This is a genomic window from Bradyrhizobium sp. HKCCYLRH2015, from assembly GCF_051168215.1.
Taxonomy (GTDB): domain Bacteria; phylum Pseudomonadota; class Alphaproteobacteria; order Rhizobiales; family Xanthobacteraceae; genus Bradyrhizobium.
This window is the reverse complement of sequence record NZ_JBNPUO010000004.1, coordinates 14119-28836: the sequence shown is the minus strand read 5'-3', so window position 1 is coordinate 28836 and position 14718 is coordinate 14119. Positions and strand designations below refer to the sequence as shown.

At 64.5% G+C, this 14718-nt stretch carries 17 protein-coding genes; 8 read left to right on the top strand and 9 right to left on the bottom strand.

The features are described from left to right. Positions 1-3: 3 nt before the first annotated feature. The 3 genes from ACQR1H_RS11255 to ACQR1H_RS11245 form a co-directional block, all read right to left on the bottom strand. Positions 4-1626, bottom strand: coding sequence for an ABC-F family ATP-binding cassette domain-containing protein (locus tag ACQR1H_RS11255; protein WP_315800229.1), 1623 nt, complete (start codon positions 1624-1626; stop codon positions 4-6). Between the two features lie 105 nt (positions 1627-1731). Next, positions 1732-2190: a hypothetical protein gene (locus tag ACQR1H_RS11250; protein WP_315800230.1), complete on the bottom strand. Its 459-nt coding sequence runs from the start codon at positions 2188-2190 to the stop codon at positions 1732-1734. A gap of 184 nt (positions 2191-2374) precedes the next feature. Beyond that, on the bottom strand, positions 2375-3409 hold the full coding sequence (locus ACQR1H_RS11245) for a glutamine synthetase beta-grasp domain-containing protein (RefSeq protein ID WP_315712320.1): 1035 nt from the start codon (positions 3407-3409) through the stop codon (positions 2375-2377). Positions 3410-3953: 544 nt separating this feature from the next. Between ACQR1H_RS11245 and ACQR1H_RS11240 the strand changes: the two genes are divergently transcribed. After that, complete coding sequence (locus ACQR1H_RS11240) at positions 3954-4148, top strand: DUF2735 domain-containing protein (protein WP_315800231.1); 195 nt, start codon at positions 3954-3956, stop codon at positions 4146-4148. Between the two features lie 234 nt (positions 4149-4382). Continuing rightward, positions 4383-5126 (top strand): tyrosine-protein phosphatase, encoded by a 744-nt coding sequence (locus tag ACQR1H_RS11235; protein ID WP_434863589.1) that lies wholly within the window; start codon positions 4383-4385, stop codon positions 5124-5126. A gap of 31 nt (positions 5127-5157) precedes the next feature. On the opposite strand, the gene ACQR1H_RS11230 is transcribed toward ACQR1H_RS11235, so the two are convergent. Beyond that, positions 5158-5376, bottom strand: coding sequence for a hypothetical protein (locus ACQR1H_RS11230; RefSeq protein WP_012044361.1), 219 nt, complete (start codon positions 5374-5376; stop codon positions 5158-5160). A gap of 91 nt (positions 5377-5467) precedes the next feature. Then, on the bottom strand, positions 5468-6226 hold the full coding sequence (locus ACQR1H_RS11225) for an SGNH/GDSL hydrolase family protein (RefSeq protein WP_434863588.1): 759 nt from the start codon (positions 6224-6226) through the stop codon (positions 5468-5470). 71 nt (positions 6227-6297) lie between these two features. Here ACQR1H_RS11225 and ACQR1H_RS11220 point away from each other — a divergent pair, with 71 nt between their 5' ends. From ACQR1H_RS11220 to ACQR1H_RS11210, 3 genes are all read left to right on the top strand, one after another. Further along, positions 6298-6978: an SDR family oxidoreductase gene (locus tag ACQR1H_RS11220; RefSeq protein ID WP_316236615.1), complete on the top strand. Its 681-nt coding sequence runs from the start codon at positions 6298-6300 to the stop codon at positions 6976-6978. Positions 6979-7073: 95 nt separating this feature from the next. Continuing rightward, the gene (locus ACQR1H_RS11215; protein WP_315800235.1) at positions 7074-7772 is read left to right on the top strand and encodes a DUF2161 domain-containing phosphodiesterase; all 699 of its coding nucleotides are present in this window, start codon (positions 7074-7076) and stop codon (positions 7770-7772) included. A 77-nt stretch (positions 7773-7849) separates the two neighbouring features. Continuing rightward, a complete protein-coding gene (locus ACQR1H_RS11210; RefSeq protein ID WP_172109527.1) occupies positions 7850-8155 on the top strand; it encodes a hypothetical protein in 306 nt (101 codons plus the stop codon). A gap of 95 nt (positions 8156-8250) precedes the next feature. On the opposite strand, the gene ACQR1H_RS11205 is transcribed toward ACQR1H_RS11210, so the two are convergent. The 3 genes from ACQR1H_RS11205 to ACQR1H_RS11195 form a co-directional block, all read right to left on the bottom strand. Further along, positions 8251-8907, bottom strand: coding sequence for a GNAT family N-acetyltransferase (locus ACQR1H_RS11205; protein WP_410053124.1), 657 nt, complete (start codon positions 8905-8907; stop codon positions 8251-8253). A gap of 128 nt (positions 8908-9035) precedes the next feature. After that, positions 9036-9434, bottom strand: a complete 399-nt coding sequence (locus ACQR1H_RS11200; RefSeq protein ID WP_434863587.1) for a PaaI family thioesterase — start codon at positions 9432-9434, stop codon at positions 9036-9038. A 120-nt stretch (positions 9435-9554) separates the two neighbouring features. Further along, complete coding sequence (locus ACQR1H_RS11195) at positions 9555-10835, bottom strand: ArgE/DapE family deacylase (protein WP_315800238.1); 1281 nt, start codon at positions 10833-10835, stop codon at positions 9555-9557. A 144-nt stretch (positions 10836-10979) separates the two neighbouring features. On the opposite strand from ACQR1H_RS11195, the gene ACQR1H_RS11190 reads away from it, so the two are divergent. The 3 genes from ACQR1H_RS11190 to ACQR1H_RS11180 all read left to right on the top strand — a co-directional run bounded on the left by ACQR1H_RS11190 (position 10980) and on the right by ACQR1H_RS11180 (position 12867). Then, a complete protein-coding gene (locus tag ACQR1H_RS11190) occupies positions 10980-11132 on the top strand; it encodes a hypothetical protein (protein WP_315800239.1) in 153 nt (50 codons plus the stop codon). Further along, entirely contained in the window at positions 11132-11401 is a 270-nt protein-coding gene (locus ACQR1H_RS11185) for a DUF6719 family protein (protein ID WP_315800240.1), read from the top strand. Before ACQR1H_RS11190 ends, ACQR1H_RS11185 begins: the two co-directional genes overlap by 1 nt. A 119-nt stretch (positions 11402-11520) precedes the next feature. Beyond that, a complete protein-coding gene (locus tag ACQR1H_RS11180) occupies positions 11521-12867 on the top strand; it encodes an HlyD family type I secretion periplasmic adaptor subunit (protein ID WP_434892204.1) in 1347 nt (448 codons plus the stop codon). An 11-nt stretch (positions 12868-12878) separates the two neighbouring features. Here ACQR1H_RS11180 and ACQR1H_RS11175 read toward each other — a convergent pair whose 3' ends face one another. After that, complete coding sequence (locus ACQR1H_RS11175; RefSeq protein WP_434907558.1) at positions 12879-14564, bottom strand: adenylate/guanylate cyclase domain-containing protein; 1686 nt, start codon at positions 14562-14564, stop codon at positions 12879-12881. Positions 14565-14718 lie beyond the last annotated feature (154 nt).

Sequence of the window (14718 nt, the reverse complement as noted above, 5' to 3'; positions counted from 1 at the left end):
CGATCAGCCGCGCAGGCCCGGCGCTTCGTGGCCGCTGCGCGCGACATACTCGGTGTAGCCGCCGCCATACTGGTGCAGGCCGTCGGGCGTCAGCTCCAGCACGCGGTTGGAGAGCGCGGCGAGGAAATGACGATCGTGCGAGACGAACAGCATGGTCCCCTCGAAGTTCGACAGGGCCGCGATCAGCATTTCCTTGGTCGCCATGTCCAGATGGTTGGTCGGCTCGTCCAGCACCAGGAAGTTCGGCGGATCGTAGAGCATCTTGGCCATCACGAGCCGTGCCTTCTCGCCCCCCGACAGCACCCGACATCTTTTCTCGACGTCGTCGCCGGAGAAGCCGAAGCAGCCCGCCAGTGCGCGCAACGAGCCTTGACCGGCTTGCGGAAACGAATGCTCGAGCGACTCGAACACCGTCTCGTCGCCGTCGAGCAGGTCCATCGCATGCTGCGCGAAGTAGCCCATCTTGACGCTGCCGCCGATCGTCACCGAGCCGTCATCGGGCTCCGCGCTACCGGCGACGAGCTTCAACAGGGTCGACTTGCCGGCGCCATTGACGCCCATCACGCACCAGCGCTCGCGGCGCCGGATCATGAAGTCCAGCCCGTCGTAGATGCGGCGGCTGCCATAGCTCTTCGACACCTTCTTCAGCGCCACCACGTCCTCGCCCGAGCGCGGCGCCGGCAGGAAGTCGAACGCGACGGTCTGGCGCCGCTTCGGCGGCTCGACCCGCTCGATCTTGTCGAGCTTCTTGACCCGGCTCTGCACCTGCGCCGCATGCGAGGCCCGCGCCTTGAAACGCTCGATGAACTTGATCTCCTTGGCGAGCATCGCCTGCTGGCGCTCATATTGCGCCTGCTGCTGCTTCTCGTTCAGCGCCCGCTGCTGCTCGTAGAAATCGTAGTCGCCGGAATAGGTCGTGAGCTGGCCGGCGTCGATCTCGATCACCTTGTTGATGATGCGGTTGATGAATTCGCGGTCGTGCGAGGTCATCAGCAGCGCGCCCTCGTAACCTTTCAGGAAATGCTCCAGCCAGATCAGGCTCTCGAGATCGAGGTGGTTGGACGGCTCGTCGAGCAGCATCACGTCGGGACGCATCAGGAGGATGCGCGCCAGAGCGACGCGCATCTTCCAGCCGCCGGACAACAGGCCGACATCCTTGTCCATCATCTCCTCGGAGAAGCCGAGGCCGGCCAGTGCCTCGCGGGCCCGGCTGTCGAGCGCATAGCCGTCCAGCTCCTCGAACCGCGCCAGCACCTCGCCATAGCGCGCGATGATGTCGTCCATCTCGTCGGCGCGGTCCGGATCGGCCATCGCGGCCTCGAGCTCCTTGAGCTCGGCGGCGACCGACGACACCGGCCCAGCGCCGTCCATCACCTCCGCCACCGCGCTGCGGCCGGACATCTCGCCGACATCCTGGTTGAAATAGCCGATCGAGACGCCGCGATCGATCGAGACCTGCCCCTCGTCGGGCTGCTCGCGGCCCGAGATCATCCGGAACAGCGTCGTCTTGCCGGCCCCGTTCGGACCGACCAAGCCGATCTTCTCGCCACGCTGGAGGGCGGCGGAGGCTTCGATGAAGAGGATCTGGTGGCCGACTTGCTTGCTGACGTTATCGAGGCGGATCATGAGGTCTCAGGACATGGACAGGTTGCCGCCGCTCTTAGTCGATGCGCGCCGCCGGTGGAAGGCGCAATTTAGGCGCCCTCCGCCGCTCTGTCCGCCCCATCCCGGTCAGCGGCCCTGAGGCCGAAAATCCTGGTTGCCGAACGGCTTGTCGGTCGGAATGCGGATCGCGACGTAGCCGCGATCCATGGTCGCGTGGCAGGCGTTGCATCCCGACGTCAGCTCGGTCACGGCGGAGGCGAAGCGCTTGCCATCCTTGGCGGCGATGGCGTCCGAGATCGACTGAATCGGCTGGCCCAGCGTGGTGACGTTGTCCACCGGCAGTCCCGAATAGAACACCGCGGCGTCGGTCAGGCTCTGCCTCAGTTGCGCGAGCTCATAGGACGCGAGATCCCAGTTCTTGGCCTGTCCCGCGAACCACAGTTTCGCATGCCTGACTTGGATCAGATTCATGATGTCGCCGAGCCGCGGCAGATATTGTTCTGCATTGGACTGCGACTGTGCCGCCGCCAGGGAGATGGCCGAACAGGCGATCAGAACGCCTGAAACCCACTTGCGATAATTCATTCGACGCCCCGCTTCCATAAACCGCTTCCAGAAAGACATACCGCTGCGATCGGAGACGGACTTGCGATTGATCAAGGCGGCGCCTCCGCGATCACGCCAGCCCGCCAAACGAATGATCCGCCGAAGCGGCTGCTCCGGCGGATCATCATGTCAGCCCCGGCCCCGGGGTAATGTGTTCGGCGTCTTAGGCTGCGGCTTTCGCGCCGGTCGGAACCATCGCGATCGTCTTCAGGACCTGAGACGCGATCTGGTAGGGGTCGCCCTGCGAGTTCGGACGGCGGTCTTCCAGATAGCCCTTATAGGCGTTGTTCACGAACGAGTGCGGCACGCGGATCGAGGCGCCACGGTCGGCCACACCCCAGCTGAAGGTGTCGATCGAAGCGGTCTCGTGCTTGCCGGTCAGGCGCATGTGGTTGTCCGGACCATACACGGCGATGTGGTCGGCGCGCGCCTCCTTGAAGGCGTCCATCAGCTTCTCGAAGTACTCCTTGCCGCCGACCTCGCGCATATACTTGGTCGAGAAGTTGCAGTGCATGCCCGAACCGTTCCAATCGGTGTCGCCGAGCGGCTTGCAGTGGAACTCGATGTCGATGCCGTACTTCTCGGTCAGACGCAGCATGAGGTAGCGGGCCATCCACATCTGGTCGGCAGCCGTGCGCGAGCCCTTGCCGAACACCTGGAATTCCCACTGGCCCTTCGCCACCTCGGCGTTGATGCCTTCGTGGTTGATGCCGGCCGCGAGGCAGAGGTCGAGATGCTCTTCGACGATCTTGCGGGCGACGTCGCCGACGTTCTTGAAGCCGACGCCGGTGTAATACGGACCCTGCGGAGCCGGATAGCCGTATTCCGGGAAGCCGAGCGGACGGCCGTCCTTGTAGAAGAAGTACTCCTGCTCGAAACCGAACCACGCGTCCGGATCGTCCAGGATGGTGGCGCGGGCGTTCGACGGATGCGGGGTCTTGCCGTCCGGCATCATCACTTCGCACATCACCAGCACACCATTGGTGCGGGCGGCATCGGGATACACGGCGACCGGCTTCAACACGCAGTCGGAGCTATGGCCTTCGGCCTGCATCGTCGACGAGCCGTCGAAGCCCCAAAGGGGCAGCTGTTCCAGGGTCGGAAACGAGGAAAATTCCTTGATCTGTGTCTTGCCGCGCAAATTCGGCACCGGCTTGTAGCCGTCGAGCCAGATGTACTCGAGCTTGTACTTCGTCATTGAGCCTCTCTGTCTTATCGAAAGGTGGGAGCCCAGCAATCGAAGGCTCCCCGCTTACCCGGCCACGATCGGCCAGCGCACTCTTAAGCATGGAACGTGCCAAGTCCCGCGACGTCCCGTCGCATGGACGAAGGCCAATCAGGGCGGAGCTGGCGCTGGTTTTTGCACGTCAGGGGTGCGGCAAAGCAGCGCGACCGGGATTGCACGGAACGCATGGCGGAAATCAGAAGCTGGTCAAAACCCGCTTGATTCCGTGGCATTTGCGGCGATGCGCAAAAACGTCCGAACAAGCTCTCAGCAAGTCCGGGACATTTTTGAAAAGACCTGAGCCTCTTTCCGCAACCTTTGGTCCAGCCCAAGTGTTGGTCAGCTGCACGTTGCTGCGGAGGAAGCAAAGACAGAAATGCCCGCAAAACGCGCAACATGTGATTTGATTTTGGTCACGTTGCATTCCCTCCGGGCAGAGCCGATATCGAGACCGCTAACCACAAGAGAACGAGTCGGGCGCAGCATGACGTGTGGCCCGATGGAAGGAGACTGAGGAATGGACACTAACGTGCACGAGGGGTCCGCAAGGATCTATCAATTTCCGCGCGGAGGGCGGGCAGGTCTTGCGCCTCGCCAATCCGCGGCATCGCCGGCGCGGCCGATCGCGCCCTCGATCCAGCCGACGATCTACAGCGGCAGCTGGTATCACGACGAGGCGATCCAGGAAGCCAAGCCGGCGTGGGACCGCTGATGTCCGACTGTACCGTGCCGCTCACGCGCCTTTGCTGAAGGGTCGGACCGACAAGGTTCCGGCCCTTTTTCTTGCCCGCTGTCAACCATGTCTACTGCGGGCGGTCACCGACGGGCTCGACGTGGCGGGTGCATACGTTCCGCCGTCCTGAGCCGCTTCATGCTCTCCCCTGCCTTGCCGTCGCGCAGGCGAAACGATGCTTCACATCAAGCCCGCATTCCCTAGAATGCGTTCATGCCCGCCCATCCGCTCCGCCATCTCGGACTTCACGGTGCCAGCAACTTCAGAGATCTCGGCGGATATCCCAGCAGGGATGGCCGGCACGTGCGATGGCGGCAGCTGTTTCGGTCGAACCATCTCGGTCAGTTGACGGAGCCCGACCTCGCGGTCCTGCGGGAGCTCGGCATTCGCGCAGCGTTCGATTTCCGCGGTCGCGACGAGCGCGCGGCCGGCCTCTGCACGATCGCCGAGATCGCCGTGCATTCCGTGCCGATCGAGCCGAGCGTCCTGCCGGCGCTGCGGGCCCTGGCGACAGGAGGACAGCTCACAACCGACCATGCCTTGGAGCTGATGCGCGAGTCCTACCGCAACTACATCCGCAGCTACACGCCGCGCTTCCGCGCGCTGTTCGAACATGTTCTCAACGGGAATGCGCCGTTGGTGATCCATTGTACGGCCGGCAAGGATCGCACCGGTGTCGCCTGTGCACTGGTCCTGCACGCGCTCGACGTTCCGGATGACGTGATCCTGGAAGACTACCTGCTCACGAACCAGCTCTATCGTCGCGAGACTGCAGCTCACGCGGATCTTCCCGCTGATGTGGTCCAGGCGATCGGGACGGTCCAGGCCTCGTTCCTCGCCGCTGCGTTCGACGCCATGCGTGATGATTTCGGCGACGTCGACGCCTACCTGCGCGACGGTCTCGGCATCGACGGCGCAGCACGAAAGACGTTACAGGCGCGCTATCTCACGCTGTGAGCCAGGGCGGCGCGAATACGCTTGAGCCCGATCAGGCCGCTTCGATATCGGCTGTCTCGGCGGCTTCCATCGCGTCGAGATCGGCAATCACCTCCTCGAATGCGGAAATCGCCTGTTGAACCGCCGCGATCTGCATCAATTCCCAGCCCGTCACCGGACCTGCACGGTTCTGCAAGGCGACCACCAGATCCCGCCGCTGCTCCTTCAGTTGCACCAGCGGCAAACCGTGGTCCGGCAGATGTCTCATCATGTCAAAGCTCCAACGCCCCTCAAGCGGCATAGCGACAGGCTAGCGGGCGGCGCTGGCAATCCACTTACGAAAGTCCGACTAATTTTATCGATCAGGCCGGCACGACCGGCACCGTCATGATGGCGCTGGCCATAACGTCGCTGATCTTCGCGGTGGCGGCCTCGCTCACATGCAAGCGGTCACCGTGCCCGTCGTCGAGCGCCGACAACGGAATCTGACCAGCCTCATGCCAGCTCTTCATCAAATTCCAGCGCCTGAAGAGATTGACGTTGGCCGCAGACGTGACCTTCTCGATCCGTCGCTGAATGTCCTCGGCACGCGCCAGCCTGTTCGGCACCGTCACGATCGCCGCCGTATATTGCAGGTCCATCACGATGGCGTCGATGGCCAGCCCCGCCAGCCATCGAAGGCCGACGCGCAGCGCCGCCTCGACCTCATCGGGACTGTAGACCTCGGGCCTGTAGGCGGCGTTGGTGCCGACCTGCCAGATGACCAGCGACGGCTGCTCCGCAATCACGTCGCATTCGAAGCGCGAGAGCTCCTCCGGGGATTCCTGTCCGCCCACACCCCGATTGAGGACGTCGATCAGGCAGCCGAAATTGGTCTTGCGCAGCGACTGCTCGATCCGGGCCGGGAAAGCGACAATTCCGTTGGTGCCGGCGGTGGAAGATGAGCCAAGCGCCACGATCCGGGTCTTGCGCTGCGCATCCAGACTCTGCCTGAACTGTCTGATCGGACGAGTAAAACTGGTGGCGACGTCGGGAAATTCGAGAGAGTCTGTCGCCGTCATGGTCACCTCTGACGAACCACGCTTTCTGATTGCAATTGCATGCCCCGGCCGTCCGGCCATTGCAACTCATCGGCAGGGCCATAGTATAACAAGCGGCGCTGTGGGGCGCGTCAACGGAGACCAGGGACGGAATGAACGGAGCAGTGATTGTCATTACGGGTGCGCAAGGGGCGCTCGGACGCAGCGTGGCCGATCTCGCGCTCGCACGGGGCGCGCATGTGGCCGGGATCGATCATGCCCAGGCCGAGATCCCGGCGAGTGACGACCGCATTGAGCTCGGAGGCGTCGACCTCTCCGACCCCGGGCAGGCAAAAGTCGCGATCGACTCCGTCGCCGCCCACTTCGGCACTCTGGATGCGCTGATCAACATCGCCGGCGCGTTCGCGTTCGAGACCACGGCCGACGGCGACGATTCCGTCTGGGAGACGATGCATGCGCGAAACCTGATGACCGCGCTGCACGCCTCGCGCGCGGCGATCCCGCATCTCGTCCGCTCCAGCACGGGCCGCATCGTCAACATCGGCGCCATGGGCGCGCTCCAGGCCGGTGCCGGCATGGGCCCCTATGCTGCGTCCAAATCGGGCGTGCATCGCCTGACGGAAGCGCTCGCGGCAGAATGGAAGGGCAAGATCACCGTCAACGCCGTTTTGCCGTCGACGATCGATACGCCGGCCAACCGCGCCAGCATGCCCAAGGCCGATTTCGACAAATGGGTGACGCCGCAGGAACTCGCGGAGGTCATTCTGTTTCTCGCCAGCGACGCCGCGAGCGGCGTGACCGGCGCACTGATACCGGTTGTCGGCCGGGTGTAGCGAAGCCAGCCGGTCACCCCGACTTGGCGCTGACATCACCGGACTCGGCGGGCTAGACTCGCGCGCGCTCTGAGTCGCACACATCGGACGGCCCCTTGGAAACCGCGCTCTACCTTCCCGTCAAACGCTTCCTCGAAAACCTTGGCTTCTCGGTCAAGGGGGAAATCGGCGGTTGCGACGTGGTGGCGCTCAAGGGCGACGACCCGCCGGTGGTCGTCGTCTGCGAGCTGAAGCAGGTCTTCAACCTGGAACTGCTGCTGCAGGCGGTCGATCGGGCTGGGGCCTGCGATGAGGTCTGGGTCGCAGCAAATCTGTCAGCACGTGGCAAGGGTCGTGAAAGCGACTCCCGCTACCGCAATCTGTGCCGCCGGCTCGGCTTCGGCATGCTGGCCGTGACCTCAGCCGGAGACATCGAAGTGCTGGTGCGGCCGCCTACCACCGCGCCGCGCAAGAACCCCAAGAAGCGTTCGCGTCTCGTGATCGAGCATCAGCGGCGCAAGGGCGACCCCGTCGCTGGCGGCTCGACCCGGGCTCCCATCATGACGGCCTATCGGCAGCAGGCGCTGGCCTGCGCCTCGGCGCTCTCGGGCGGGCCGAAGCGCGTCCGCGACCTCCGCGCGGAGATTCCGGATGCGCCGAAGATTCTGCAGCGTAACGTCTACGGCTGGTTCGACCGCGCCGAGCGCGGTGTCTATGTCCTCACAAAAGCCGGCCTCGCGGCCTTGCGCCGCTGGCCCCAGGATATCCACATGACGCAGGTACCGTTGCCCAATCGCGACATGGTGAACGCATAGCTGGGCTGCCCCGCGGAATATATATTGCAATGCAACAATCCTGCTTCTAGGTATCCCGGACGATTCACGAGGCCCCCATGAGCGAAGATTGGAACACCAAGTACGGTCCGCGTCGCGTCAGGCGTGATCCCCCGACTCTGGAGGAAGCGATCTTCGCCGCGTCAGGCATCACCGACGACGTGCAGGCCCAGGCCGAGATCGCGTCGGCGCTGATGGGTCTGCCGCTCGAGCAGGTGCTGCCCGAGGTGAAGAAGGCAGTCCGCGTTGCCGCGCGCACCAACACGCGCGTCATCACGGCCGACCAGGGCACGCAGCAGCGCGCCGTCGTGGTCGAGCGCCGCACCGTGCGCCGCTTCAATTTCGACAAGCGCACCGGCACCTGAACGCCCTTCGGGGCGGATCGACCAATGCAATCAAACGAAAAGGCGCGGCAGCGGTGATCGCTGTCGCGCCTTTGTCGTTGCAGCAACGGCTCGGATCAGGCCGCGCGCTTGTCGCCGTACATCCGGGTCACGAGCTTCCAGCAGGCCCGGTTGAGGGTGAAGAACGCACGCGCGGCCGCGATCGGCGCATCGATCACGAGCTTCGCGAGCTCATCCTGGGGCTGCTCGCTCAGATCGATCGTGCCGGTCGATTCGCCGTGACGGAACGCCAGATGCGCGCCGAACTTGGCCGCGAGCGCCCGCATCGCATGGTTCTGCGATCCGGTCGTGACGCGAAGCTTGCGATAGCCCTTCCACCGCGCTTCCGAGATCACGCGCTGGAACAGCAGGCTGCCGACGCCGCGGCGGCGCACGCAAGCCTCCACGCTGAACGCAATCTCCGGAAGCCCGTCCTCAGACTGCTCCGGCGGATGCAACTCGGCGGCGCCGCGCACCATGCCGTTTTCCATGTAGGCGACGACGATCGTGCCATCGGCCGCACAGCGGGCCGCATAGCGTTCGATGAAACTGTCATCGAGGAAGCCGTTGAATCGATCGTGCCGGCTTTCCGCATCGAGCCGCAACAGATGATCGCGCAGCAACGGCAGTTCTTCGTGCTGGCTGAGCGTCCGCACATAGCCGAAGCCCGGCCGGGGACGAAAAGTATCTACCTGTGACACTGCCTGAGACTCCTCTCGAGAGCCCTCGCACACAGACGTCTTTCCCTAGACAGAAGCTATATTGTGCATCGCAACATTCATTGCAAGCCCCGCGCTCTACGGAGAGAACATGCGGCCATGCAAGGATCGCGTGCGTTAACAATTCGTTTGTGTACGAATCATCACAGCACGAGCTGAGTCTGGGTCACGATCGCGACCAGGCGCCCGTCCTCGGTCTCCACCCGCGTCTGCCATACCTGAGTGCGGCGGCCGCGGTGCACGGGCGTGGCGGTTGCGGTCACCACGGTCCCCTCCTTGGCGCCGCCGATGAAGTTGGTCTTGCTCTCGATCGTCGTGGTGCCCTTGGCTTCCTTGGGAAGGTTGATCACGGTTGCGGCTGCGCCGACCGAGTCCGCCAGCGCCATGATGGCGCCGCCATGGATGGTGTGATGCAGGGTGCAGAGATCCGGCCGAACCTGCATCTGCGCCACAACGCGATCGGCGCTGGCCTCGGTGAAGGTGACGCCCTTCAAGTCCGCGAACGGCATCTTCAGCGAATTGATCTTGTCCAGCGGCGTCATACCGTTCCTCTCCTTGCGCACGGACGACACGTCTCCCCGTGCCTTCACCGCACCCTGGATGCGCCAAGCCCAGACCGCGCGGCAATGACCTCCGAGGTCATTGCCGCGACGGCCTTGCGCTCACGCCTTCTCGACTCCACACCACTCGGCGATGAACAAGGCCATGGTCTTGGTCGCCTGGCGTAGCGAGTCGAGATCGACATATTCGTTGAAGCCGTGCATCGCCGCGCCGGTCGCGCCGAAGCAGAGGCTGGGGATGTTGTAGTTGAGCCCGTAGAAGCGGGTATCCGTGAGCGCCGTGAAGACGAGGTCCTGCACCTCCCCGCCGTAGACGGCGGTGAAGGCCTTGCCGAACGCCGCCTCCGGCTCAGCCGAATTGGTCAACTCGTATCCTTCGGACAGGAAGCCGGACCACTCGACCACCGGCGGATTGTTGGAGAGGAAGCGGTGATCGCGCGAAGCCGCGGCGACGCAGGCGAGAATCTCGTTCTGGCAGTCCTTGACCGACCAGCCCGGCAGGATGGCGATGCGGCAATCGACGTCGCACCAGGCCGGCACGCTCGAGGCCCAGTCGCCGCCTTTGATGATGCCTGGATTGAAGTTGATCGGATGCGTGAGCGTCTTGAAATGATGGTCGCCCTTGGCGCGCTCGTTCCAGTCCGCTTCGAGCTTCTCCAGCGCATGGATCAGATGATAGCTCGCCTGGATCGCATTGGCGCCGACGCCGGCTTCGAACACATGCGCGGGAAAGCCGCGCACCTTGAGGCGGAACCAGATCACGCCAACCTGAGAGCGCACCATCTTGCCGCTGGTCGGCTCGGGGATGAAGCAGGCATCCGCGCGGTAGCCGCGCTGCAAGGTCGACAGTGCGCCGACGCCGGTGCTCTCCTCCTCGATCACGGACTGGACATGAATGCGCGCCGTCGGCTTGAAGCCGGCCGCCTTGATGGCATCGAGCGCATAGAGTGCGCCGATCGTCCCGGACTTCATGTCGCAGGCGCCGCGGCCATACATTCGTCCGTCGCGGATCACCGGCGAGAACGGCGGCGTCTCCCACATCTCGAGCGGGCCGGCGGGTACCACGTCGCAATGCCCCTGCAAGATCAGCGATCGCCCGGCCGACGTGGCCGGCCGGTAGGTTCCAACCACGCTGCGCGCCTTCGAGAAGTCGTGCTCGATCGGGCCGTAGCCGCGCATGTCCTTTAGATCGTCGAGATCGATGTGCCAGTCGTCGACCTCGTAGCCGCGCACACGCAGGAGATCGCCGAACATGTCCTGGCACGGCCCTTCGGCGCCGCGGGTCGAGGGGATGGCGACGAAGTCGCTCGTGGTCGCAAGCTGCCGGTCGAAGTGGGCATCGACGGCGTCGACGATGCGCTGCGTAGTGTCCTGGGTGATCATGCCTGTCGCGGTTCCAATTGCCGATGACCGCACCAAATCACAATCTGATGCATAGTTGCACCGGATTCGCCGCTGCTTTCAGAATCGCAAGGCCGCTCGTACATTCGCGCATACGAACGACGGTAACATACTTTGGATTTTGGCATGTCGGACCACCGCAATATCCTCTATTTCCTCCTCGGCATTCTCAGCGCGGCGATCATCGTGCTCGGCTACAATTTATATCAGGCCAAGAAGCAGCCCGAGGGTGTCCAGATCAATCTCGGGCCCAAAGGCCTGAAGATCGAAGGGAAGTGATGCGTTCTCAAATCTTCGCGTTCGCGGACGTCGCAGCCTGCCCTCTCGGCGTCCTCGGTATCTTGCTCTTGGTTGCCGCACCCGCGCAGGCGCAATATGTCGGGCGCGAGCAGGACATCACGGATCTCCGGCTCGGCCAGCGGGTGCTGGTCGATGACGGCACCTGCCCCGCCGGCCAGGTGAAGGAGGTCTTGGGCTCCAAGATGGCAGAAACCGGTATTGTCCGCACCACGAAATGCGTGCCGCGGTTCGGGCCGAAAAGGAAGTAGCTGATCTCGTTCGATTGGGCCGTCATACGTAGCCGGCCTCCGGCACGTGACCTTCCGCACAGTCCTGAATCTGTGCATCGACGATGCTCCTGCCCCACGGACAATCTCGGGGACGCAGCATGTCGATGTCAGCGGTGCAGGATCACGGCTTCTTCGAAGCGGCCGACCGGCCGCAGCCGGTCAAGGCCGATTTCAGCCGCTACGCCCTGCTCGGCTATCTGTCGATTGCGCTGGTGTTCGGCGGCTTCGGCGTGTGGGCGGCCTATGCGCCGCTCGACCGTGCGGCGATCGCACCGGGCACCGTGTCCGTCTCCGGCGATCACAAGGTGGTTCAGCACCGTGAGGGCGGAATCATCAGGGAGATTCTGGCCAAGGAAACTCACGCCGTGCATCGCGGCGACCTGCTGTTTCGGCTGCAGCCGACCGAGGCCCAGGCCAACACCGACCTCCTGCGCAAGCAGATGGACGCGGCGCTGGCCGAGGAGGCGCGCCTGCTCGCCGAGCGCGGCAATGCACGGATGATCACGTTTCCCGACGCGCTGCTCAACCGCCAGAACGTGCCGGAGGCGGCGCTTGCCATCGCCGACCAGCAGCGGTTGTTCGTCGAGCGTCGCAATGGCCTGATCAGCCAGATCAACATCCTCAACTCGCAGATCGCCCAGCAGCAGCAGGAGCTCGCCGGCCGCGACCGCCAGCGCGCAGCGCTCTCCGCGCAGCTCGCGAGCTTCGAGACGCAGATGAACAATGTGCGCCCGGCCGTCGCCGCAGGCTATTATCCGCGCAACAAGTTCCTTGAGCTGGAACGCGAGCGCGCCCGCGTCGAAGGCGATCTCGGCCAGGCGCAGGCCGACGTCGCGCGGCTGACGCAGACGGCCGCGCAGACGCGCCTGCAGATCGACCAGACACTGCAGAAATATCTGACCGAGGTCGGCCAGCAGCTCGACGGCACCCGGGCCAAGCTGTCGGACCTGCGCGAGAAGCTGGTCATCGCCGAGGACGTGCTGCGCCGGGTCGACATCCGCGCCGAGCGCGACGGCATCGTCATGAACATGAAAGTCCACACCGTCGGCGCCGTCGTGAAGCCCGGCGATACGCTCGCCGAGATCGTTCCGGTCGGCGAAGGCGTCGACGTGATGGCGCACGTCTCGCCGCGCGACATCGAGAGCGTCGCGATCGGCCAGAGGGCCGAGGTGCGCTTCTCCAATTTCTCCTCGCGCACCACGCCGACGATCTTCGGCAAGGTCACGAGCGTCTCGGCGGACGCGATGTCCGACGAGGCGAGCAAACAGAGCTACTATTCGGCGCGCGTGGTGATCGACTATTCGACCATCCCGCCCGAGATCGCCGAGAAAATCCTGCCGGGCATGCAGGCCGACGTCATCATCTCCACGGGAGAGCGCACCGTGCTCGAATATCTGGTCGGCCCGCTGCTCAACACGCTCGCCAAGACGTTCCGTGAGAAATGAGCCGAGAGCACCTATACCGACCGCGCCGGTGGCGTGCCCGCAACGACTGCAAGGTCGCGGGCACGCCGCACGCCGATGGCGTCCAGTTCGCGACCCTGTTCGGGATCGGCAAGCCTCTCACGCATCGCTCCATCCAGATCAACAAGGCCGGCAGCTGTCGCCACGCCCCCGGACATTGCGAGCTGCCAGCCTCTGGTCTCCGCCAATTCAGCCAGAAGCGCCGGCCACTCCGTCCCAAGTCCGAGCACAGCCACCTGCGAGGTGCGTCCAAGGGTCAGTTGCCCGACAACGATGTCGCCAAGGTGAGCACCAATCGCCAGCTCCACGGGCCGACCGATCTCCGCGGCGATCTTTTCGTTGACGCGGTCCATGACCACGTCCATGGCGCGGATCGCCTGCAGCGCATCGCGGCAGCCTTGTTCTGCTCCCTGCTCCTCGCCGAAGACGGCGAGCACGCCGTCGCCGAGGAAACGATCGATGCGCCCGGACCGGGCTTCGATGGCTCCGCCAATGGCGCCGAAGATCTCGTTCATCATGAAGCCGAGGTCGGAGGGCAACCGATCGCGCGCGATGGTCGCCACCGCGCGGACCCGAACATGAACCAGACACACCGCGCGGCGCTCAGCCTGGAGGCCGTCGACGGCGGGCACCCTCTCCTCTCGTTGGCCGCCGACGAGACGCGTGATCGTCAGCGGCGCCCCAGGGCGGATCTGGCAGGCCAGGCGCACATTCACCGGTGCCGCCAATTCGGCGAGCATGGCACGCTCCGCGTGGCCGGGTGGCGCCAACGTCTCCGCTCCTTCATCGACCCGGACGCGGCAGAGACCGCAGCGGGCGCGGCCGCCGCATTCGGCCTGGAGCGACAGCCCATGACTGCCGACGATCTCCAGCAGCGTCGGACCGACCGCGGCCTGCACCGTCGCGCCGCCCGTGACGGCAACGGCAATCTTCGGCGCTGCGAGCGATGCGACGTGGCGGAACACGATGATCGTCACGCCTGCAACGAGCAGCGCGACGGCCGCGATCTGCGCCGAAACCTGCAGCAGGGCAATCCACTTGGCGTCGAGTTCGCTCGGCCAATGGGTGACCTCGCGCATCTGCTCGGCCATGCCGGGATTGCCGAGCAGCGCGGCGACGGCGCGTCCGGACACCACGAAGCCCATCAGCGCCGCCAACGGCAGCGCGACGGCGAGGACGAACAGCAGCGGCTGCATCACGCGATACCAGCCACGGAATTTCAGCCAATGATGCAGGCCGATGCAGCCGTGGATCCAGACCAGCAGCAGCAGCGCGGTCTGAATCCAGGCCGCCTTGGGCCACAGCAGCGCCAGCGCATAGAGGTAGCCGTCCTGAACGCCGAACAGAGCATGAGCCATGTGGGTCTCGATGACGTGCGGCAGCAACAACAGTGGGATCGCAAATCCGGTGGCGATCTGAACGAGCTCCCACGAGGACAGCCGCCACGTGCCGCGCTCAACCGTCTTGGTGAACGCAAGCACGGCATGCGCGAGCAGTGCCGCCGCCAGCACGATCATTCCCGGCCACGATCGGGTGACGACCAATCGCCATTCCTGCACCTCGTCCATCGCCTCGAGGCTGAACAGACCAACCGCATGGTTGAGAAAATGCGTCGCAGCGAAGGCAAACAGGACGAGGCCCGACACGAGCCGGATGTTCTGGGAGGTTACGGCAGGCATGAGGTCACTGTGATTCAGGCAAGTGCGAAATCTGGGCACGGCTGATCCATCCGGTAGCGGCTGCAACCGGCCAACTCAAGCGCCGGCAGATCCGCCTCGAGCTATGTGAGGTCAGTCACGGTCGACGACGGCTGCCCAGGCCAAGCTCCCCAGC

Coding starts and splice junctions, on each gene's coding strand:
- ACQR1H_RS11255 (WP_315800229.1), bottom strand. CDS start 1,626: ATGATCCGCCTCGATAACGTCAGCAAGCAAGTCGGCCACCAGATCCTC.
- ACQR1H_RS11250 (WP_315800230.1), bottom strand. CDS start 2,190: ATGAATTATCGCAAGTGGGTTTCAGGCGTTCTGATCGCCTGTTCGGCC.
- ACQR1H_RS11245 (WP_315712320.1), bottom strand. CDS start 3,409: ATGACGAAGTACAAGCTCGAGTACATCTGGCTCGACGGCTACAAGCCG.
- ACQR1H_RS11240 (WP_315800231.1), top strand. CDS start 3,954: ATGGACACTAACGTGCACGAGGGGTCCGCAAGGATCTATCAATTTCCG.
- ACQR1H_RS11235 (WP_434863589.1), top strand. CDS start 4,383: ATGCCCGCCCATCCGCTCCGCCATCTCGGACTTCACGGTGCCAGCAAC.
- ACQR1H_RS11230 (WP_012044361.1), bottom strand. CDS start 5,376: ATGATGAGACATCTGCCGGACCACGGTTTGCCGCTGGTGCAACTGAAG.
- ACQR1H_RS11225 (WP_434863588.1), bottom strand. CDS start 6,226: ATGGCCGGACGGCCGGGGCATGCAATTGCAATCAGAAAGCGTGGTTCG.
- ACQR1H_RS11220 (WP_316236615.1), top strand. CDS start 6,298: ATGAACGGAGCAGTGATTGTCATTACGGGTGCGCAAGGGGCGCTCGGA.
- ACQR1H_RS11210 (WP_172109527.1), top strand. CDS start 7,850: ATGAGCGAAGATTGGAACACCAAGTACGGTCCGCGTCGCGTCAGGCGT.
- ACQR1H_RS11200 (WP_434863587.1), bottom strand. CDS start 9,434: ATGACGCCGCTGGACAAGATCAATTCGCTGAAGATGCCGTTCGCGGAC.
- ACQR1H_RS11195 (WP_315800238.1), bottom strand. CDS start 10,835: ATGATCACCCAGGACACTACGCAGCGCATCGTCGACGCCGTCGATGCC.
- ACQR1H_RS11190 (WP_315800239.1), top strand. CDS start 10,980: ATGTCGGACCACCGCAATATCCTCTATTTCCTCCTCGGCATTCTCAGC.
- ACQR1H_RS11185 (WP_315800240.1), top strand. CDS start 11,132: ATGCGTTCTCAAATCTTCGCGTTCGCGGACGTCGCAGCCTGCCCTCTC.
- ACQR1H_RS11180 (WP_434892204.1), top strand. CDS start 11,521: ATGTCGATGTCAGCGGTGCAGGATCACGGCTTCTTCGAAGCGGCCGAC.
- ACQR1H_RS11175 (WP_434907558.1), bottom strand. CDS start 14,564: ATGCCTGCCGTAACCTCCCAGAACATCCGGCTCGTGTCGGGCCTCGTC.